17 protein-coding genes, 1 tRNA gene and 1 pseudogene are annotated in these 20,650 nt (G+C 27.9%); 8 read left to right on the top strand and 11 right to left on the bottom strand.

What is annotated here, in order from left to right; translation table 11 throughout:
- Positions 1-91: 91 nt before the first annotated feature.
- The 5 genes from der to CNZW441b_RS02300 are packed head-to-tail and all read left to right on the top strand — an operon-like array spanning position 92 to position 6,616.
- Positions 92-1,477 (top strand): ribosome biogenesis GTPase Der, encoded by a 1,386-nt coding sequence (gene der / locus CNZW441b_RS02320; RefSeq protein ID WP_131163713.1) that lies wholly within the window; start codon positions 92-94, stop codon positions 1,475-1,477.
- The gene (locus tag CNZW441b_RS02315) at positions 1,467-1,958 is read left to right on the top strand and encodes a shikimate kinase (protein WP_131163714.1); all 492 of its coding nucleotides are present in this window, start codon (positions 1,467-1,469) and stop codon (positions 1,956-1,958) included. The genes der and CNZW441b_RS02315 overlap by 11 nt, the downstream gene beginning before the upstream one ends.
- Positions 1,958-2,917, top strand: a complete 960-nt coding sequence (gene trpS, locus CNZW441b_RS02310) for a tryptophan--tRNA ligase (RefSeq protein ID WP_131166224.1) — start codon at positions 1,958-1,960, stop codon at positions 2,915-2,917. The genes CNZW441b_RS02315 and trpS overlap by 1 nt, the downstream gene beginning before the upstream one ends.
- Before the next feature lie 9 nt (positions 2,918-2,926).
- Positions 2,927-4,162, top strand: coding sequence for a serine--tRNA ligase (gene serS, locus CNZW441b_RS02305; RefSeq protein WP_131166225.1), 1,236 nt, complete (start codon positions 2,927-2,929; stop codon positions 4,160-4,162).
- Between the two features lie 9 nt (positions 4,163-4,171).
- On the top strand, positions 4,172-6,616 hold the full coding sequence (locus CNZW441b_RS02300) for a tetratricopeptide repeat protein (protein ID WP_131166226.1): 2,445 nt from the start codon (positions 4,172-4,174) through the stop codon (positions 6,614-6,616).
- Positions 6,617-6,629: 13 nt separating this feature from the next.
- Here the strand turns inward: CNZW441b_RS02300 and CNZW441b_RS02295 are convergent.
- Positions 6,630-6,704 (bottom strand) — tRNA-Asn (locus CNZW441b_RS02295).
- A 213-nt stretch (positions 6,705-6,917) separates the two neighbouring features.
- Between CNZW441b_RS02295 and CNZW441b_RS02290 the strand changes: the two are divergent.
- A pseudogene (locus tag CNZW441b_RS02290) lies at positions 6,918-8,246 on the top strand (Cj0814 family flagellar-dependent secreted protein).
- 277 nt (positions 8,247-8,523) lie between these two features.
- On the opposite strand, the gene CNZW441b_RS02285 reads toward CNZW441b_RS02290, so the two are convergent.
- From CNZW441b_RS02285 to CNZW441b_RS02260, 6 genes are read right to left on the bottom strand one after another with little or no spacing between them, the layout of a single operon-like run.
- Positions 8,524-9,426: a radical SAM protein gene (locus tag CNZW441b_RS02285; protein WP_131166227.1), complete on the bottom strand. Its 903-nt coding sequence runs from the start codon at positions 9,424-9,426 to the stop codon at positions 8,524-8,526.
- Positions 9,423-10,442, bottom strand: a complete 1,020-nt coding sequence (hemE, locus tag CNZW441b_RS02280; RefSeq protein ID WP_216681520.1) for a uroporphyrinogen decarboxylase — start codon at positions 10,440-10,442, stop codon at positions 9,423-9,425. Before hemE ends, CNZW441b_RS02285 begins: the two co-directional genes overlap by 4 nt.
- Positions 10,443-10,477: 35 nt before the next feature.
- Positions 10,478-11,560, bottom strand: a complete 1,083-nt coding sequence (aroC, locus tag CNZW441b_RS02275) for a chorismate synthase (protein ID WP_131186648.1) — start codon at positions 11,558-11,560, stop codon at positions 10,478-10,480.
- The gene (gene rnc / locus CNZW441b_RS02270; RefSeq protein ID WP_131186649.1) at positions 11,557-12,231 is read right to left on the bottom strand and encodes a ribonuclease III; all 675 of its coding nucleotides are present in this window, start codon (positions 12,229-12,231) and stop codon (positions 11,557-11,559) included. Before rnc ends, aroC begins: the two co-directional genes overlap by 4 nt.
- Positions 12,218-12,658, bottom strand: coding sequence for a ribonuclease HI (gene rnhA, locus CNZW441b_RS02265; protein ID WP_131163723.1), 441 nt, complete (start codon positions 12,656-12,658; stop codon positions 12,218-12,220). Before rnhA ends, rnc begins: the two co-directional genes overlap by 14 nt.
- A complete protein-coding gene (locus CNZW441b_RS02260; protein WP_131163724.1) occupies positions 12,645-13,622 on the bottom strand; it encodes a tetratricopeptide repeat protein in 978 nt (325 codons plus the stop codon). Before CNZW441b_RS02260 ends, rnhA begins: the two co-directional genes overlap by 14 nt.
- A gap of 66 nt (positions 13,623-13,688) precedes the next feature.
- Here CNZW441b_RS02260 and dnaG point away from each other — a divergent pair, with 66 nt between their 5' ends.
- Complete coding sequence (gene dnaG, locus CNZW441b_RS02255) at positions 13,689-15,482, top strand: DNA primase (RefSeq protein ID WP_216681519.1); 1,794 nt, start codon at positions 13,689-13,691, stop codon at positions 15,480-15,482.
- A gap of 59 nt (positions 15,483-15,541) precedes the next feature.
- Complete coding sequence (locus CNZW441b_RS02250) at positions 15,542-16,522, top strand: MnmA/TRMU family protein (protein ID WP_131163726.1); 981 nt, start codon at positions 15,542-15,544, stop codon at positions 16,520-16,522.
- Between the two features lie 125 nt (positions 16,523-16,647).
- On the opposite strand, the gene CNZW441b_RS02245 is transcribed toward CNZW441b_RS02250, so the two are convergent.
- The 4 genes from CNZW441b_RS02245 to CNZW441b_RS02230 all read right to left on the bottom strand — a co-directional run bounded on the left by CNZW441b_RS02245 (position 16,648) and on the right by CNZW441b_RS02230 (position 20,560).
- Positions 16,648-17,655: an alpha/beta hydrolase gene (locus CNZW441b_RS02245; RefSeq protein ID WP_208332046.1), complete on the bottom strand. Its 1,008-nt coding sequence runs from the start codon at positions 17,653-17,655 to the stop codon at positions 16,648-16,650.
- Between the two features lie 272 nt (positions 17,656-17,927).
- Positions 17,928-18,512 (bottom strand): NAD(P)H-dependent oxidoreductase, encoded by a 585-nt coding sequence (locus CNZW441b_RS02240; protein ID WP_131166234.1) that lies wholly within the window; start codon positions 18,510-18,512, stop codon positions 17,928-17,930.
- 59 nt (positions 18,513-18,571) lie between these two features.
- Positions 18,572-19,642, bottom strand: a complete 1,071-nt coding sequence (locus CNZW441b_RS02235) for an NAD(P)-dependent alcohol dehydrogenase (protein WP_216681518.1) — start codon at positions 19,640-19,642, stop codon at positions 18,572-18,574.
- 303 nt (positions 19,643-19,945) lie between these two features.
- On the bottom strand, positions 19,946-20,560 hold the full coding sequence (locus CNZW441b_RS02230; protein WP_131163730.1) for a hypothetical protein: 615 nt from the start codon (positions 20,558-20,560) through the stop codon (positions 19,946-19,948).
- Positions 20,561-20,650: the final 90 nt, after the last annotated feature.

The raw sequence follows: 20,650 nt of genomic DNA, 5'->3' as shown, positions 1-20,650 counted from the left end.
TATGTATTTTAATCTTTTTTTGCTTAAATTTTAAGGCAAAGTTTATATAATTTTATAATTTTAAAAATAAAACAAAAAATATAGGAAAAAAATGCAAAGTATTATACTTGTAGGTAAGCCAAATGTTGGAAAATCAAGTCTTTTTAATAGAATGGCAAGGCAAAGAATAGCCATCACAAGTGAAATATCTGGCACAACAAGAGATACAAATAAAACAGAAGTTCAAATCAATTCTAAAAAGGCATTGCTTATTGATAGTGGAGGACTTGATGAGAGTAATGAGCTTTTTAAAAATGTCCAAAAAAATACCTTAAAAACTGCCAAAGAAAGCGATATTATCCTTTATATGGTAGATGGAAAATTAACTCCAGATGATGAGGATAGACATTTTTTTTACTCTTTAAAAAAATTAAACAAACCTATAGCTTTAATTATCAATAAAATCGATAATAAAAAAGATGAAGAAAGATCTTGGGAATTTATTAATTTTGGAATAAAAGAAATTTTTAATCTCTCAGTAACACATAATATAGGCTTAGATGAACTTTATGATTGGCTTGAGAAACATTTAGAAAATAAAAATTTTTTAATAGAAGATCAAGAAGAAAATTTAGAAGATTTTTTAGAACACTATGATACAAGTAAAGAGCCTGAATTTAAAGAAATTGATACAAATCATATAAAAGTAGGTATTGTAGGGCGTGTAAATGTCGGAAAATCAAGTCTTTTAAATGCTTTAGTCAAACAAGAACGTAGCGTAGTAAGCACTATAGCAGGAACAACTATCGACCCTGTAAATGAAAGTATATTTCATAAAGATAAAACTATAGAATTTGTCGATACAGCAGGCATTAGAAAGCGTGGAAAAATTCAAGGACTTGAACGCTTTGCTTTAAATCGCACGGAAAAAATTTTACAAAACTCACAAATTGCTCTTTTAGTTTTAGATGCTAGCGAGGGTTTTAATGAACTTGATGAAAGAATCGCAGGGCTTATTTCAAAGCATTATTTGGGCGTGATTATTGTATTAAACAAATGGGATAAAAGTGAACTTGAATTTGATAAAACAGTCAAAGAACTACGCCTTGATCGTTTTAAATTTTTAGCGCACGCTCCTATTGTTAGTGTTTCAGCTTTAAGCGGAAAAAGAGTTCATGTGTTGTTAGATAAAATTTTAGAAGTATTTGAACATTTTATACAAAAAATTCCAACTTCAAAGCTTAATGCTTTAATAGAAAATGCCACAAAAGCTCATCCTTTACCTCATGATTATGGTAAGCTTGTTAAAATTTATTATGCAGTGCAATACGATTTAGCACCCCCTAAAATCGCTTTAATCATGAATCGACCAAAAGCTTTGCATTTTAGCTACAAACGATATTTGCAAAATAAAATTAGGCAAGAATTTGATTTTGAAGGAGTGCCTTTAATCATTGCCTCCCGTAAAAAAGGAACTAAAGAAAACAATGAAGAATGAAAACATTGTTTTTATAGGTTTTATGGGAAGTGGAAAAAGCTCTCTTGCTAGAGCTTTATCGCAAAAAATGGATAAAGTTTATCTTGATAGTGATTCTTTGATCGAAATGAAATTTCAAAAGAGTATTAGTGAAATTTTTAAAATTTTTGGCGAAGAATTTTTTAGAAAAGAAGAACAAAAATTAGCTTATTTATTTAGTATGATTGATAATACTGTAATAGCCACAGGTGGTGGATTTATCCATGTGCCAAATTTTAAAAGCTTAGGATTTTGTATTTATTTAAGAGCTGAATTTGATTTTTTAAGCAAACATTTAAGCTTAGAAGAAAAAAATAAAAGACCCTTATTTTGTGATGAAATTAAAGCAAAAAAATTATATAATAAACGCATTAAAGACTATGAAAAAAAAGCGGATTTGATTATAGATATAGAAAATAAAAATATTAAAGAATTATTAGAAGAAATAATAAAGAGGATTTAATGAGAATTTTAAGCGGAATTCAGCCAAGTGGAGATTTACATATCGGTAATTATTTTGGAGCTATCAAACAAATGATTGAGGCGCAAAATGACAATGAGATGCTTATATTTATAGCAAATTATCATGCAATGACCTCAAATCAAAAAGGTGAGATTTTAGAGCAAAATATACTAAAGGCTGCGGCTGCATTTTTAAGTCTTGGCATAGATCCTAACAAAAGCATTTTTTGGCTTCAAAGTGATGTTAAAGAAGTATTAGAGCTTTATTGGATTTTATCTCAATTTACTCCTATGGGGCTTTTAGAAAGAGCTCATAGCTATAAAGATAAAATTGCTAAAGGGATCAACGCATCACATGGGCTTTTTTCTTATCCTGTTTTAATGGCAGCTGATATTTTACTTTTTGATGCACAAATTATTCCCGTTGGAAAGGATCAAATTCAGCATATTGAAATTGCTAGAGATATTGCTTTAAAGATTAATAACGAATGGGGAGAAATTTTTACTTTGCCTAAAGCAAAAATTGATGATGAAATTTCTGTTATAATTGGAACAGATGGATCAAAAATGAGCAAATCCTATCAAAACACTATAGACATTTTTGGTGATGAAAAAGTTTTAAAAAAGCAAATTTCATCTATCATTACAGATAGCACGGATTTAAAAGATCCTAAGGACTGGAGAAAATGTAATGTATTTAATATTGCAAAATTATTTTTAGATAAAAAAGGGCAAGAAGATTTAAAAATAAGATACGAGCAAGGTGGAGAAGGTTATGGGCATTTTAAAATGTATCTTTATGATTTGATTCTTAATTATTTTAAAGAAGCAAGACAAAGATATCATGATTTCTTATCTCATCCAGAAGAAATTAAAGAATGTCTTCAAATAGGTGCAAAAAAAGCCAAAAATATAGCTTTGCAAAAAATGCAAAGAATTTATGAAAAAATAGGAATTTAAGGATACATTATGTTGGATTTAAAATATTTACAAAATAATTTTGAAGAAGTAGCAAAAAGTTTAAAAAATAAAAAAGTTGATGAATCTTTGTTAAAAAAACTAAGTGATCTTTTTTTAAATTTAAAAAAAGAAAAAGCAAATTTAGAAGAATTGCAAGCTTTTCAAAATAAATTTAGCAAAGAATTAAGCACCGCTCAAGATAAAGAAAATCTTAAAAAACAACTTAGCGAAAATAAAGAAAAAATTTCAATCCAAAATAAAAAAGTTGATGAAATACTTGCAAATTTAGAAGAAATAGCGCATTCTATCCCAAATATTCCTGATAAATGTGTCCCAGTCGGCGAAGATGAAAATGATAATGTCGAACTCAAAAAAGTTCTAACTCCACCTTCTTTTGATTTTACTCCTAAAGAACATTTTGAACTCGGAGAAAAACTTAATTGGCTTGATTTTGTAAGAGGAGTAAAAATTTCTCAAAGTCGTTTTTGTATCCTTAAAAATGAAGGTGCATTACTAAATCGTGCCTTAATTAATTATATGATAGATTTTAATATGAAACGTGGTTTTAATCTTATCAATGTTCCTTTTTTGGTTAATTCAAAAACAATGTTTGGCACAGGACAACTTCCAAAATTTAAAGATGATATGTATAAAGTAGAAGATGAAGATTTATATCTTATATCTACTTCAGAAATCCCTGTAACCAATTTTTATTCTGATGAGATTTTAAGTAGCGAAAATTTACCCATTAAAATGACTTGTTATAGTGCTTGTTTTAGAAAAGAAGCAGGAAGTGCCGGACGAGATACAAGAGGGATTATTCGTCAACATCAATTTGAAAAAGTCGAGCTTGTAAGTATCACAAAACCTGAGCAAAGTAATAGTGTATTTGAAGAGATGCTAAATTGTGCAAGTGATTTGTTAAGCTCGCTTGGACTTGCTCATCGTCACTTAATGCTTTGCACAGGAGATCTTGGTTTTAGTGCGGCTAAAACAGTAGATTTAGAAGTATGGCTTCCAGGACAAAATAAGTATAGAGAAATAAGCTCTGTTTCAAATTGCCAAGATTTTCAGGCAAGAAGGGCTAAAATTCGCTACAAAAATGATAAAGGAAAAAATGAATTTGTTCATACTTTAAATGGTTCTTCTTTGGCTGTTGGTAGAACACTTGTTGCTATTATGGAGAATTACCAAGATGACAAAGGCAACATTCATATTCCTGATGTTCTTAGAAAATATTTTTAAGAGTGATAAATGGCAGAAGAAAATTTTGATCAAGAAAATAGTTCTAAAGAAAGACTTGATGAAGGCTTAGAAGAATTTAAAGGACAAGAAGGTGAAGCTCCGCAAGATGAAGAGTTAACCACCCTACCAGAAGAACTTTCAAATAAAGAAGAAAGTTTTTCTTTCAAAAGAGAATCAGCCCCTAAAGAAGAAGAAAAACCATTAGAGAAAAACGAAGCTAAAGAAATAGCTTGGTATCAAGATAAGAAATTTTTATCCTTAGTGGCAGGCTCAATAATTATAGTTTGTTCTTTAATTTTTACACTATTTTATTTAACTTTTAACGGCGATAATATTAAAGCTGATATTATCGCAACGAAACAACAAGAAACAGTCAAAAACGAAGCTCCAGATGAATCATATCAATATAATATCGCAAAAATTGATACTATGATAAAAAAAGCTAATGCTTTATATCTAAAGGGTGAAATTGAACAAGCTTTAAAAGCTTATGAGCAAATTGCAATTTATAATGAGTCGCTTTCTAGCTACAATTTGGGAGTTTCTCAAATGAATGAAAACAAATTTGAAGAAGCTTTGCAAAATTTTAAAAAAGCTATAAATAATGGCGAAAATCAAACAGTATCAGCTATCAATGCTGCTGTTTGCGCCTTAAAACTAAATGATAAGGAGAGGTTTAAATACTATATTGATTTAGCTCAAGTTTATTTACCAAAAGAAGGAAATTCAAAACTTTATGATTATTATTTAGCTCTTATTAATTTTTATAAAGGATATTATCCAGAAGCTTTGCAAATGTTTCAAAAAACATCTACTGAGCCTTACTCTGATTCAGCAAAATATCTTTCAGCTAAAATCTACAGCAAAATGGATTTAAATTCAAAAGCCATAACTTATCTTAAGGAGCAAAATAGCCTTGAATCAAGCTTATCTTTAGGGCTTTTATATGCTCGCATTGGAGAATATCAAAAAGCTAAAAATGCTTTAAATACTGCTCTAAAAATAGAAAGAGATTTTAATCAAAGTTTGGCTGCTATTACTTTAATAGATTTAAAAATAGGACAGTATCAAGAAATGTTAACACGTCTTAATAATGCCTATAAAAATAAAGAAGATAAATATCGTATTTTAGATACTTATAAAATTAAAGTGAATTTAAATAAAGATCTTTTTAATATTCAAATTGCACAAGAAAATTTTTCTAGAAATTTCTTCAAACAACCAAAAGAACAATTTGATTTACTTTTTTATTATGCGCCTTATCAGGTTTTTGATAGCAAACAATCTTCTCTTTATATTAAAAAAGCAAACATTGCTTATTTTGTTGATGATAGTGTTGATGCTAGTTTTTATCTTAAAACAGGCAAAGCCCTTTCCTCAACAAATGTTAGAATAGCAAACATAGTAAATCTTGCTTTAAATCAAAAATTAAAACAAGCAAATAAAGGTTTTCAAGATTTAATTAAAGAATATCCAGAACATAGTATTTTGCACTATAATCTTGCATTAACTTATGCTCAACTTAAAAATTACAACTTAGCCTATAAACATTTTTCAAGTTCTTATCATCTAAATCCAAAAAATTATTTAGCCGGTGTATTTGCAATGTTTTGTGCCAAAATTAGTGGCATAGATACAACAAAATTTTATAATGAAATTCAAGATAATATTTCCAATGATAAAAATTTGACCCCCTCATCCTTGTATCAAAATATGTTTTTTTTAGCTAATGAAGATTATACTTCGATCTTACCCTATCTAGATGAAGTTAAAGAAGATAATCATCCTTTAAATCTTATCTTTGAAGCTATTGCTTTTAAAAATAATAATCTTGATAATCAAGCGGATATAAAAATAGCACAGCTTAAATCCGAACTTCCCAATGATGTCTTGAGTAATATTTTATATTTTAATTCTTTAAATACCAAGCAGAATATTAAAGATTATGCACAAAATGCTCAAATATATTTTCAAAATGCAAAATTAGATTATAAAAGTATATTTGGAGGAGCAATCATAGCAAGAGAAAAATATACTTCTTTAATGCAAATTGCTGGACTTTTAAATTTAGAACGTCAAAAATTTAAAGATTTGCTTAATATTTCCAACACAAGAGATGAAGGATTAATTCAAGCTCTAGCTTATATTGATATATTTTCACTCCATTTTGAAGAAGCGTATGCTTTATATAATACACTAATTGATAATTATAAAGTTAATGATTCTCATACGCTTTTTTTAGCTTCTGTTGCTGCTATAGGTTCTAATAATCCAAATTCCGCCATTGCTCTTTTGCAACTTGCAAAACTTAAAGACAATAATAATAAAGAAAGTAAAGCTGCTTTAGGGCTTTTATATCAACAAGTACAAAATTACGAGCCTGCTTTATTACAATACAAAGACTTACCGGATAATTTTAAAAGCGAGTTTTTTACTTTTGAAATTAAAAGATGATTTTATAAAGAAGTGGCTCCGGATGTAGGATTCGAACCTACGACCAAGCGGTTAACAGCCGCCTACTCTACCGCTGAGCTAATCCGGAATGAATTAATAAAAATGTAATTATATTAAAAAAAATAAATAAAGTCAAGCAAATTAAACCAAAATTTTAAAATTTAGAACTTTATATCCATTAAATTTATACTTGTAACAATGTAATTTCTAAATTTATTCCATTTTATTCTAAAATGGAATAAATTTTGCTTATATTAATTTATATTTAGATTGAAGGCAGAATCTAAATCAAGGAATTAATATGAGTATCTTTAGCATCAATGATAATTCAGGTTATACTTCTATACTTTCACAAAGTAAAGCTAATAAAGAAAGTAAAGAAAATTCTAAAATAAATTTTGCTAATACTTTTTTAAAACAAAATGTCACTAAATTAAATGAAATTCAAAATAAAAATTCACAAACTTTAATAAGAAGTGAAGTATTAGATGATGAGTTAAATTCTGCTAATATATCAAATAGTAATAACACTAATGTTAGTGTAAATACTAAAACAAGTTCTCCTAATTATGATATAGCTAGTGAATTTAAAAACTCTATTTATACTCTAAAATATAAACAAGCTGATCCTTTAGTTAATACAAGTAATATTGCATCTTTAGCTTATGGTTATAGTGTAGATAAAGATGGTTATATGGGAGAATACTTTAATAAAGCTGCAGGATTACCAAAAGATTTTAAAATACATAAATCTACTTTAGATGAGATTAAAAAAGCTGCTGAGAATGATCCTGTTGCTTCAAGTATAAAAGAATATTTAGGCGTAAGCGAGTATTATACTAATATCGATATGGCTGAAACCATAAAACAATATTATTCTAAATTTGATCAAATTATAAATCATAGTTTTGGTAATTCTAATAAAACTAGCTTTAGCATAGAAGATTTAGAACAATTGCCAAAAGGAGTGAGCGAAACAATCCGATAAAACTATAGGTATTATGCCAAAAAATTATGATAAATTAACAATTGCAAATTACTATTATACTCAAGAACAATATGATGAAATAGAACAATTAGGAATATTTGGACATATCAATACAGGATTGCAACCATTAAATTTCACCCCACAAAGTATGCAAACTCAAAATTTAGATAGCGATATAGCAAAAGATACTTTTAACCCTGATATGTCAGTTTATCCACAAAATGAAGATGGAAGTTATTCCAAAGAAGCTTTATTTATGAGCTTTTTAAAATCAACAGGTGCATCGCCAAGAGAAGATAGTGCAACATTAAACCCTATAGCAAAAGCTTATGAAATAGCTATGACAAAAGAAAGCTTTGATGGATCATTAGCTTCTTTAGATGACATCATGACAGGCAAAGTTGATTTTGCAAGTTTATTAAAGGTTATGCTCAAGATGGATGGCTTGATGCAGATATATATGCAATGGAAAAAGGAGTTAAATGGCAAAATACAAATATAGGTTATGGCGGAGCTTGGTTTGATAGAGAATTTAATAATGCTAAAAATAATGGATGGAAAGCAAGTAATGAAAGTATAAACTCTTTTGTAAATTCTATAATGGATAGACTCAATAATCTTTTGGGGCAAACTAGAGTATAAATATTATTTATAAGTAAATATAACTTTCTTGCAAAATTCAAAAAATTATTTATATTATATCAAAGTTATTTTTTTAGTTTTTTGTAATAAACAATCAACAATAACACAAACAAAATCTTTAAAAGATAAAAAAGTAGTTTTAGCTTTGCAAAAACAAATATAGCAATAAATCAGAAATTTATTTATACAACCTACAATAAAATTTTAATAAAAGTTTTTATAAAAATTATCGATATTAACTACCATTTAAAGTAAAAAATTCGAATTTTTTACAAATCTATACCTTATAAAATTTAACTCCGCCTAAATTATAAATTTTAACCAAATCTTTTTTTATTAAATTATCCAATATCGCTTGACTATTTAAGCTTAAAAGAGCCTTAACATCAAATTCACTTTGCGCTCTTAATTGCAACATTTTCAAAAGCTCATCTGTGCTAAATTCCATATTTTGTTTTTTCTCATTTCTTCTTGCAATAAATACTGGAATATTCTCTACAAAAAGACTTAAATCTAAAAGTTTTTCTTCGCTTACCCCTTTAACAGGATAAGAAGGGGGTCTATCTATAGTGCTTATATCTACTCTTGTAGGATTTATTTTTTGCAAAACTTCATTTAAAGCCTTAAATTCTTTTTCATTGTCATTAATACCTTTAACAACTAAAATTTCAATGATAAGTTCACCCTTAAAAATTTTTGAAAAAGTTATCATTTTTTCTATCATTAAATGAAGATCAATTTCTTTTAAGGGTTTATTGATACGCAAAAAACTTTCTTTAATTACACTATCAAGGCTTAATTTTACCATATCTAAATCAAGCAAAGCATTAAATTGTTTTTCATTTAAAACAGCAGTTCCATTGCTTAAAATAAGAATTTTTTTATCTAGTTTCAACCCTCTTAAAACAGTAATCAATTCTTTTAAATTTGGATATAAACTAGGCTCTCCATTGGCTGTTAAAGTAAGAACGTCAAAAGGTATTTTTTTGGTTAAAAAAAATTGTAATTGCTCAATGATATCTTTAACGCCAACTATATAATCCATTTTGGCAATGGCTTTAGCTTGTTTAAGTTCGCAATACACGCAATCAAAATTGCATTGTTTTAAAGCAGGACTTAAATCAATGCCTAAAGAAAAACCAAAACGCCTTGAATTTATAGGACCAAAAATTATGTTCATTTGCTTGATAATTCTTTTACAAGATTGATAAAATATTTAGCATTTTCAACAGGAATATCAGGTAAAATCCCATGTCCTAAATTAAAAATATGTGCTTTATTTTTCATAATTTCTAAAATATCACAAACACTTTCTTTTATGGCTTGTTTATCATAAAGCCTACAAGGCTCCATATTACCTTGCAAAGTATAAGTAGGACTTAAGAATTCTTTTGCCGTTTTTAAAGGAGTGCTCCAATCTACTCCAAAAACATCAAAATTTCCATAAATTCCATCTAAGTATCCACTAATTCCTTTTGGAAATAAAATTACAGGTATGTGAGGATACTTTTCTTTAATGTAATTAGAAATTTCTATCATATATTTAAAAGAAAATTCAAAAAATACATCTTTTTCTAAAGCACTTGCCCAGCTATCAAAAATTTGCACTGCATTTGCCCCAGCTTTAATTTGCTCTTCTAAATATAACTTTAAGATTTCACTTAATTTTTTAAGTAAACTATGCATTAATAAAGGATCAGTGTAAATTAATTTTTTACATTTTGCATAAGTTTTACTTCCTCTTGCTTCTATCATATAAGTTGCCAAAGTCCAAGGACTACCACAAAATCCTATTAAAGCCTTAGAAGAAGGGAGTTTTTCTCTTGTAAGAGAAATGGCATCATATACATAAGTTAATTTTTTATAAGCATTGCAATCTAACTTATCTATATCCTCTAAAGATTTTAAAGGCTCGCTAAATACTGGACCATCTCCTTTTTCAAATTTTAAATCCATACCCATTTCTAAAGGGACAACTAAAATATCTGAAAAAATAATCGCCGCATCTACATCAAGAATATCAACAGGTTGTAAGCTTACTTCGCTTGCTCTTTTATAATCCTTACATAAAGAAAGAAAATCCCCTGCTTCTTCTCTTACTTTCATATACTCTTTTAAGTACCTTCCAGCCTGTCTCATCATCCAAACAGGAGTATAAGGCACATTTTTTTTAAAACAAGCATCAATAAAAATCATTTATATTCCTTATTTATTTTTAAAATTATAACAAATTAAAAAGTATAAATTTTTTTAAGATAATCAAGTCTTGAACTTGCATTTAAAAGAAGTAAATCTGCAAGAATAAATCTCACCATAGCATTTACAACAACACTTCCACGAATTGCTATACAAGGATCATGCCTTCCTTTTAAAATATATCTCACATTATTACCCTTTTTATCCATACTTTCTTGAGGGATAAAAATTGAAGGAGTAGGCTTAAAATGAGTTTTAATTTCAATTAAAGATCCATTAGAGATACCGCCTAAAATTCCACCTGAATTATTACTTAAAAACTTTTTATCTTTTAAAATATCATTATAGCTTGAACCACGCATATGGCTTGCTTTTACTCCAGAGCCTATTTCTACAGCCTTAACCCCATTAATACCCATTAAAGCATGAGCTAGCTTAGAATCAAGCTTATCATATAAAACCTCTCCTAACCCAATAGGCACATTTTTAACGCAAGTATAAACACTAGCACCTATGCTGTCTTTAGCTTTTTTTACATTTAAAAGTTCTTTTTTAAATTCTTCTTCATAATTTGGATCTAAACAAAAAATCTCACTCGTTTTACAAAATTCAAAGTCTATATTTTTAAAATCTATATTTTTAGTGCCTATGCTACAAATTCCACTAAAAACTTCTATATCAAACTCTTTTAAGAGCATCGCAGCAATTGCTCCTGCTATAACTTTATTTATACTCTCTCTAGCACTTGATCTTCCACCACCTCTATAATCATGGATACCATATTTATAAAAATAAGTAAAATCAGCATGAGATAATCTAAAAACGTCTTTTAACTCTTCATAGTCTTTTGATCTTGCATCTTTATTAAAAACAACTGCAGATATAGGAGTTCCCGTTGTATAGCCTTGAAAAACCCCGCTTAAAATTTCCACCTCATCATTTTCTTTTCTAGGACTTAGAAATTTATTCTTACCGGGTTTTCTAAGCTCGAGTTCATTTTGTAAAAAATTCTCATCAAATTTTATTCCCGCAGGTATTCCATCTATAACACAACCCAAAGCTTTACCATGTGATTCCCCAAAGCTTGTAAATTTTAATCTTGTACCAAAAGTATTCATAAAATTCCTAATTTCTCAAGAGCAATTTTAGCTGCAAGTTGCTGAGCTTCTTTTTTGCTACTTGCAATAGATCTTGCATACTCAATTCCCTCCAGTTTTAAAACAATTTCAAATTGTTTTTGATGATCAGGCCCAAAAGCTCTTAAGGTTTCATAATCTGGCGTTTGACCTAATTTTGCCTGAGTAACTTCTTGTAATTTTGTCTTATAATCTCTAATAAGATTCTTTGCATCTATATGAGGATAATTTTCTTCAATCAAAGCTAAAGCCACTTTTTTTGCTTCTAAAAATCCTGATTCTAGATGTATTGCTCCAATGATTGCTTCTAAAGCATCTGAAAGTATAGATGGCTTAGCTCTACCGTTATTATTTTCTTCAGCAATTGACATAAAAATAAAATTACCAAGATCAAGACTTTTAGCAATTTTTGCAAAAGATTTTTCATTTACTAAAGCCGCTCTTAATTTAGATAAATCCCCTTCTGCATCATTTTTAAATTTATGAAACAAAAACTCACCAACAACCAAATCAAGAACAGCGTCTCCTAAAAATTCTAATCTCTCATTACTAAAAGGTTTTTTAAAACTTTTATGAGTTAAAGCTTCAATAAGTAATTTTTGATTTTTAAATGTATATTTTAATCTTTGTTCAAGCACCTTAATCTTTTCCATTTTTTTCCTTTTGTAAATTCAAAGCAGCCTCTCTTGCTAATTTATCACACTTTTCATTTTCTATATGTCCATTATGCGCTTTAACCCAAAAAGCCCTAATTTTATGATCCTTTGAAAATTTTAAATATTCTTTCCATAAATCTACATTTTTTTTATTTTTAAAATCCTTTTTAACCCAGGTTTCAAGCCATTCATTAATACTCCTTACCATTAAATTAGAATCCGTATAAAGCTCTATTTCGCAAGGTTCTTTCAAAATTTTTAAAGCTTCAATGATGGCTAAAAGCTCCATTTGATTATTGGTTGTATTTTCTTTCGCGCCAAAACCTATTTTTTCATGTTCTTTATAGCGTAAAATATAAGCCCAGCCTCCAAAACCCGGATTATTAAGACAAGACCCATCTGTATAGATCTTAATTTGTTTCATCAAGTTTAACCTCATAAAGAATTTTACATTTATTAAAACTATAACAAATTGGACAATGATAAAAAAATAATGGCATAATGTTTTTACAATCTAAACACATATAAGAAAATACCATTTTTACTTTAAATTCATTGTTTTTTAAAATTTTAAACATTCTAAAATTTTGATTTTTTATAAAAATTTTTTCTTCTTTTGGTAATAAATTCAAAGCATAGAAAAATTCTTTATACTCTTGTTTATCAATCTTTATTAATTTTTGATCTTTATAAAGCAAATCTATAATATCAAAAAGATTTTGCTCTTTTATGATTTGATAATTTTCAAAAATAAATCTTTGAAGCATTGCGTTATCTTTAATGTCAAGATTTAAAATAAGTTCTAATTTATTTTTTTGTTCCATATCTTGATCTTTTATGATAAGAGCTTTTATAAATTCTTTTTCTTCTTTTACCTCTTCATCAAGCTCCAAAAGACATTCTAAAGTATTTAAAACTTCTTTATAAGATCTTAACCTTAAATAAACAATTTTTAAAAGTTTTAAAGCTCTTTCATTTCTTGGTCTTATTTTTAAGGCATTAAGCAACACCTCTTTTGATCTTTCTAAAAATCCCGCTTTAAAATATGCCTCAGCCAAAGATATAAAAATACCTTCTTGTTCTTTTTTATCTTTTACTTTTTCTAAGGCAATTAAATAAATTTGTATAGCTTTTTCAAATTCTCCACTTCTTGTAAAAATTGATGCTAAAAAAATAAGATTATCCAAACTTAAATTTGGATCCCTTAATAAATCTTTATGTATATTATTAAGTTCAAATTTTTTAATAAATTTTTCTAATTTTTCCTCTTCATCTTTATAGATAAAAAATCTCCAAAAATAATTAATCAGTGCCACTACAAAGATCAAGATAGTAATGAAAATTAATCCTACTAAAGGATCCCTATAATCTAAAAAAAATAAATCCATATTAAAACTTTAATTTTTATATCTATTATAGCCAAATCTTTGTATAATTTTATCAAGGTTTAAAAAATGATTGATAAAGCAAGTATAGAAAATTTAAGTCAAAGAATAGACATTGTTGATATTATTTCTCATTTTATTGAAGTAAAAAAACAAGGCTCAAGCTATATTTGTGTTTGCCCTTTTCATAATGATAAAAATCCCTCTATGCACATCAACTCTCAAAAAGGTTTTTATCATTGCTTTTCTTGTAAAGCAGGTGGAGATGTTTTTAAATTTGTTATGGATTATGAAAAAATAAGTTTTAAAGAGGCCGTTGAAAAAATAGCCAATTTAAGTAATTTTACTTTAACTTACACCAAAGAAAAAAAAGAAAATCAAAAAGATCTAAAATATATCTTACCTTTGCTTAATGCTTTTTATAAAGAAAACTTACCAAAACATAAAGAAATTTTGACTTATCTTTATTCAAGGAAATTAGATGATCAAGATATTAAAAAATTCGAACTAGGTTTTGCACCCAAATCAGAAGAAACCTTAAGACTTTTAACAAATGAAAATATTAATTTTCAAGATGCATTAGAAGTTGGAGCTATCAAAAATCAAGATAAAGAATTTTACGCTAGCTTTATTCAAAGAATAACTTTTCCTATATATGATCACAAAAATATATTAGTAGGTTTTGGAGGACGCACACTAAATTCTTCAAATTTGGCCAAATACGTTAATTCACCCCAAAATAAACTTTTTGATAAATCCAGAATTTTTTATGCTTTTAACCTTGCAAAAGATTATATAGCTCAAAAAAAAGAAATAATTATTTGTGAAGGTTATATGGATGCTATTGCTTTTCATAAAGCAGGATTAAATAACGCTGTAGCTGTTTTAGGAACAGCTCTAACCCAAAATCATCTTCCTTTGATTAAACGTTATGATGCCAAAGTGGTTTTATGCTTTGATAATGATAATGCAGGTTTACAAGCTGCTTTTAAATCAGCATTTTTGCTAAGCACCAACAAAATAGATGGTAAAGTAATTTTACTTGAAGGTGGAAAAGATCCTGCTGAACTTGTAGCAAACAATCAAAATAAAGTTTTATTTAATTTACTAGAACAAGGAATAGAGCTTGGAGAATTTTATATCAAAACTATGCTTGATAATCTTCCTTTAAAAACTATGCTTGATAAACAAAAGGCTTTAGAAAATATACAAAAATACACCTTTTTACTTGAACCATTGATAGCCAATTCATACAAAACTTTAGTCTCAAAACTTTTAGGAGTTGAAGAAAATTTTATTCATCTTAGCAAAAAATCCTCTCAAAATAAAAACTTAGTTAACGCCTATAATATCTCGCAAAAAATTTATCTAAGTGAATTTGAAATTTTAGATTATTTATTAAGAGAGGAAAAGGCTAGAGAACTCTTTCGCTTAATCAGTGATAAAGCATGCTTTAAACATCGAAATATTTTAGAAAAAATCTTCCAAAATATAAATTTAGAAGATTCTGATATAAGAGAACTCTATTTAAGAAATTTTAGAAAATTAGAAAATGAAAATGAATTTTTACTAGGAATTTGTAAAATCAATCTTGCTTTTTTAAATCAAATCAGCATTAAAAAAACAAATCTCGCATTAAAAAAACAAATTTTTTCTTTACTTGAAAAAAATAGTGAGAAACTCAAAAAAAATCTTAATCAAAATGAACTTTTTATCTTTTTAAAAGATTGTTTAACAACCTTAAAACAAGAAAAAAATGAAGAAAATTTAGAATCACTTTTTAAACATCTTTATAAAATATTTTCAAAAAACTACTTTACTTTTATAGAATTAAATTTAAAAGAAAATGAACATCCTTTTTAAGCCATTGTATAATTTTTTAAGATAAAATTACGCTTTTATTAAATTTTAGAAAGGAAATGATGAAAGCATTAGCACTTTTTAGCGGAGGTCTTGATAGCATGCTTGCTATGAAGCTTATCACCTCTCAAGGAATAGAAGTTAAAGCTTTAAATATTAATATAGGCTTTGGAAGTACAAGTGATAAAAGCGAAATTATGGCAAAACGTGCGGCTATGGTGGGAGCTTCATTTGAGATGATAGATGTAAGAAATGAATATCTTCAAAAAGTTCTTTTTAGTCCAAAATATGGCTATGGAAAACATTTTAACCCTTGTATTGATTGTCACGCTTTTATGTTTAAAACAGCCCTTTCTATGTTAAAAGATGAAAATGCAAATTTTATCATTACAGGTGAAGTTTTAGGACAACGTCCTATGAGTCAGAGATTAGACGCTATGACAAAAGTAAAAACCTTAGCCCAAGATGAAGAAGATCTTATTTTACGTCCTATGTGTGCTAAAAATTTAACCCCAACAAAACCAGAAAGAGAAGGTTGGGTTGATAGAGAAAAATTAGAAGGCATTAGCGGCAGAAGTCGCAAAAGACAACTTGAACTTGCAAAAAAATTTAATCTTGAAGATTTTGAAAGCCCAGGTGGAGGTTGTTTGCTAACTATTGAAAGCTTTTCTAAAAAAATTAAAGATTTTATATCATTTGATAAAAATATGGAAGTAAATGACGCCCAACTTCTAAAATACGGAAGACATTTAAGACTACCTAATAATTCTAAAATGATCATTGGTCGCAATGAATTAGAAAATGAACTTTTAAGAAATTTAAAAACTTCTAAATATGAAGAAATTAAACTTTTTGATCTCATTGGGGCTTACTCTTTAGTGGATACTAATATTAATGAAGAAGATTTAAATTTAGCTTTAAAAATCGCCCTAACTTATACAAAATGTGAAGAGGGAAAAAAATACAAACTAGGCTTTAAAGATAAAATTTATGAATGCAAGCCTTTGAAAGATAAAGATCAAATCAAAGAATTTTTTATCTAAATACAATAAATTCTAATTCCTAGTTAAAACTCTTCTTATTTAGTAAAATCTTTTATGTATTCTAATTAAAACATTTACATAAAAGATTTAAATTATTTTAAAAAATCTATATTTTAACCCTTTTCTTAAAGATTGTTATTTAGATTTTGTAAATTTTGCATTCCTTTTTTATCTTTTGAGGCTAGATTTTTCTTAAACCACTTAACTACTAGATTAATAACTTCATCTTGATACCAATAAATATCCCCGTGATTTGCTCCCTTTATAAGGATATATTCTGCTTCATTACCTTCTTTCTTTAAAGCCTCGTAAAGTTGCTTGCTTTGTATTGGAGATACCAATGTATCTGCACTACCGTGCATTATTAAAAAAGGTGGCTTTTTACCTTTAATATGACCTAAAGGACTAGCAAAAAGTGCTTTTTTAGGATCTGCTTGGATACTTAATCCTGCAAAATCTCTAAAAGCTACCCCATTTACCAATAAAGCCTCTGTTACGGCTAAAGAGTGATGAACTTCTTGCACTTCTTTTGAAAATCCCTCACCGATATTTAAAAGATTAGAAATTCCATAAATTGTAGCCACAGCTTGAACTTTAGAATCTTTATCTAAATATTCTCCTTGCTCAAAGATTTTATCATCTGTCACTCCCGCCATCTGAGCCAAATACCCTCCTGCTGAATCTCCTAAAACACCAATTTTCATCGGATCAATACCATATTCTTTAGCATGAGCTCTTAAATATCTTATGGCTGATTTTGCATCAACTACAAGGGCTGGAAATTTATCAGGAATTACGCGGTATTCCACAGAAGCTACAACAAATCCCGCTTTTGCTAGAGCCATTCTCATCTGAGAATATTTAAAATAATTAGCAGACATAAAACCACCCCCAGGAAAATAAAGAATAGCAGGTTTTAAAACATCAGTTTGAGGAATTAACAAAGACATATGCAAACCTCTAATGCTACCATTTGTTGATACCTGAGAATAAACAATATTTTCTATTGAATTAATTCTTATATCCTTTAATTTTACCTCTATAACTTTTGCACCCTTTGTATAGCCAAACAATCTAATATCTTGACTAAAACAAAAACTTAAAAAAATAAAAAATAATATTAACTTCTTCATCATCAATCCTTAAATTTTAAAAGATTATATAACTTTTTCTTTAAGTATTTATCAAGATGCAATCAAAAATTTAGATAAAAATCATCAAAATCTAAATATTTAAAATAATCTATTGTATACAAAAATCATCAAAGAAGTTTTTTAGGTATTTATAAAAGATAAATTTGATTTAAAATCATGGATAAAATTTTTTAAACTTAGAAAAATTTAATTTATTTTAGCTTATTAAATCCTTGCTTTAAGAATAATTTATCTTGCAATTTAAAATAAACTTAAATTGCAAAAATATTTTTTAAATGATTTTTGTATTCGCTTAAATATTTTTCAATCTGAGGATTTTTAACTACATCATAGCAAATAAAAGTCGGTAAAGCACTCATTCCCAAAAACTGATTTGCTTTATGCAAATGCAAATAAACTCCATCAACTCCAACACCTTCAAAAAATTCATCTTTCTCATTAAAAGCTTCAGCTGGAGCATTCCAAGTAAGAGAAAACATATATTTTTTTCCTTGTAAAAGTCCGCCTTTACCATAATTTTTAGTTGGATCTGTATGACTACGTCCATCATTTGCAAACAAACGCGTATATCCGGCGGTAAAAACCTCATCTATATATTTTTTAACTATCCAAGGCTCACCCATCCACCAACCTGGCATTTGATAAATTATCACATCAGAATTTAAAATTTTTTGAACTTCATTCTCTGCATCATAACCACGATCAATATGAGTTTCATTGATATTATAATCTAATTCTTTAAGGGTTTCAATGGCAAGATTATGTAAAGTAAGATTAAGTTCACCATTAGAACTACCAAATTTTTTTGCACCATTAAGTAAAAGTATAGTATTCATTTTAACTCCTTAAATAAAACTCTAATAATACCAAAAAAAATCATAAAACCGGAGTAAAACTATCTCATATCAATCACATAACGAAATTTTGCTTTACCTGAAGTAAGATTTTCATAAGCCTTATCGATTTCATTTGGCTTTATAAGTTCAATCTCTGGATAAATTTGATGCTTTAGTGAAAAATCAAGCATTTCTTGGGTTTGAGCTATACCACCTATTAAAGATCCATAAACTTTTTTACCAGCTTTAAATACTAAATCTTTGATATTAATACTAGGGCAAACTTCATAAGGAGGAAGTCCTACTATAGCAAGTTCTCCACCAAATTTAAGTAAATTTATATAAACAAGTGGATCATAAGCTGTTGGTATAGTTGAAAGTATAAGATCAAATCTTTCTTTTACTACATTTTCATCTGTGCTTGTATAAAAACTACTTACACCCATATTTAAAGCATCTTGCTTTTTGTTCTCATTTCTAGCAAAAACACTTACTTTAGCACCCATTTTAACAGCGTATTTAACCCCCATCATACCAAGACCACCAAAACCTGCTATAGCCACTTTTGAACCCTCTTTGATATTAGAAAATTTTAAAGGAGAATAAGTAGTAATCCCAGCACAAAGCAAAGGAGCAACTTTTTCAAGTGGAGCATCTTTTGGAACACATACGGCAAATTTTTCACTTACAACTATATTATTAGAATACCCGCCATAAGTATTTTCATTATCATGAAAGCAATCTTTACTATTGTAAGTAAAAACTGTTTTTCCTTGCTCGCAAAATTGTTCTTGTGAATTTTTACAAGACTCACACTCTCCGCAAGAATTTACCATACATCCAATTCCAGCATAATCACCCACTTTAAATTTACTCACTTTTGAACCAACAGCTACGACTTCTCCTGCTATCTCATGACCTGGAACACAAGGATACACAGCCTCTCCCCACTCGCTCCTTGCAGTATGAATATCGCTATGACAAATTCCAGCATAAAGAATTTTTACTAAAATATCATATTCTCCTATAGCATGACGACTAAACTCAAAAGATGTAAATTTAGCATTTTTATCTAACATTGCATAACCTTTGCTTTGTATGCGTCCATTATCTAAAATTTTAAATTCCATAAATCACTCCTTTATTACAAAAATATAATACTATTATACATTACAAAGCAAATAAAGCTTAAATCAATTTATACCTTAAATTATTATAAATAATTTTGTATTTTATTTTCAAATAAAAAGTATAAACTCTAATGCAAAATTTAAAAAATATCAATAAATCAAAACATTATATAAATTTCAAAATTTTCACTAAAAAGATACAAAAAAAGATTTTAGACAAATAAATATTTGAAAAAAGAATTTAGCTTATAATTTGGATTAACAACCTTAGTTAATGTTTGACTAAGGTTGTTAAAATAAGAATTAAATTTGGATATCTAAAGTTTTTCCACCAAGCTCATCTAAACGTTGATTAACTTTTTCTAAGGCCTTATCCATAGTATCTTGGCTAATTTGAGGCAATTTCCCACCCCACATTTTTGAAGCTTCTTCAAAGCCTCTTTTCATTCCTTCTATACCTTTTTTTAGCTTTTCTGCATCATTTCCTGCGCCTTGTATAACAAAATCAGCTATACGATCTGCAGTATTTTGCACACCAAAAAAACCATTTTCACCAAGTAAATCTTCTAACTCGTTTGAGTTCATATTCATTGGATTTTTTCCAAAATATCCTATAGATGCAAAATCTATCCCTGAAAGAATTCCTTGTGCTTTACTAAGATCATCTTGATAAAAAAGATTAAAAACTCCATTTTGAGCACTCATGCTGCCACTTACAGCATTAAAAGCCTTTTGTTCAAATTCAGCCAAATATATAGCGCTCATTCCCTTGCCACCTATAGCACTAAGTTGATCAAGAACTTTTTTATCTATATTTTTACTAGAATTTGCACTTTGAGTGTTTGTCTCTCTTGTTTGAGAACTAAGTTTGTTGTTATTAATCTGCATAGCTACATTAGAATACGCGTTTATTTGCATATTAACTCCTTTTAATATGATTAATCTAATATCGACATTTTAAAAAAATAGTTAATTATTACACATCATTAACTTTTGAATTTTATACTT

Origin of the sequence: Campylobacter novaezeelandiae, from assembly GCF_018968685.1 — a bacterium.
Taxonomy (GTDB): domain Bacteria; phylum Campylobacterota; class Campylobacteria; order Campylobacterales; family Campylobacteraceae; genus Campylobacter_D; species Campylobacter_D novaezeelandiae.
This window is presented reverse-complemented; position numbering and strand designations above follow the sequence as displayed.

Bases quoted from the DNA above. Each gene is read 5' to 3' on its own strand.
- der (WP_131163713.1), top strand. From the start codon at position 92: ATGCAAAGTATTATACTTGTAGGTAAGCCAAATGTTGGAAAATCAAGT.
- CNZW441b_RS02315 (WP_131163714.1), top strand. From the start codon at position 1,467: ATGAAGAATGAAAACATTGTTTTTATAGGTTTTATGGGAAGTGGAAAA.
- trpS (WP_131166224.1), top strand. From the start codon at position 1,958: ATGAGAATTTTAAGCGGAATTCAGCCAAGTGGAGATTTACATATCGGT.
- serS (WP_131166225.1), top strand. From the start codon at position 2,927: ATGTTGGATTTAAAATATTTACAAAATAATTTTGAAGAAGTAGCAAAA.
- CNZW441b_RS02300 (WP_131166226.1), top strand. From the start codon at position 4,172: ATGGCAGAAGAAAATTTTGATCAAGAAAATAGTTCTAAAGAAAGACTT.
- CNZW441b_RS02285 (WP_131166227.1), bottom strand. From the start codon at position 9,426: ATGAACATAATTTTTGGTCCTATAAATTCAAGGCGTTTTGGTTTTTCT.
- hemE (WP_216681520.1), bottom strand. From the start codon at position 10,442: ATGATTTTTATTGATGCTTGTTTTAAAAAAAATGTGCCTTATACTCCT.
- aroC (WP_131186648.1), bottom strand. From the start codon at position 11,560: ATGAATACTTTTGGTACAAGATTAAAATTTACAAGCTTTGGGGAATCA.
- rnc (WP_131186649.1), bottom strand. From the start codon at position 12,231: ATGGAAAAGATTAAGGTGCTTGAACAAAGATTAAAATATACATTTAAA.
- rnhA (WP_131163723.1), bottom strand. From the start codon at position 12,658: ATGAAACAAATTAAGATCTATACAGATGGGTCTTGTCTTAATAATCCG.
- CNZW441b_RS02260 (WP_131163724.1), bottom strand. From the start codon at position 13,622: ATGGATTTATTTTTTTTAGATTATAGGGATCCTTTAGTAGGATTAATT.
- dnaG (WP_216681519.1), top strand. From the start codon at position 13,689: ATGATTGATAAAGCAAGTATAGAAAATTTAAGTCAAAGAATAGACATT.
- CNZW441b_RS02250 (WP_131163726.1), top strand. From the start codon at position 15,542: ATGAAAGCATTAGCACTTTTTAGCGGAGGTCTTGATAGCATGCTTGCT.
- CNZW441b_RS02245 (WP_208332046.1), bottom strand. From the start codon at position 17,655: ATGAAGAAGTTAATATTATTTTTTATTTTTTTAAGTTTTTGTTTTAGT.
- CNZW441b_RS02240 (WP_131166234.1), bottom strand. From the start codon at position 18,512: ATGAATACTATACTTTTACTTAATGGTGCAAAAAAATTTGGTAGTTCT.
- CNZW441b_RS02235 (WP_216681518.1), bottom strand. From the start codon at position 19,642: ATGGAATTTAAAATTTTAGATAATGGACGCATACAAAGCAAAGGTTAT.
- CNZW441b_RS02230 (WP_131163730.1), bottom strand. From the start codon at position 20,560: ATGCAAATAAACGCGTATTCTAATGTAGCTATGCAGATTAATAACAAC.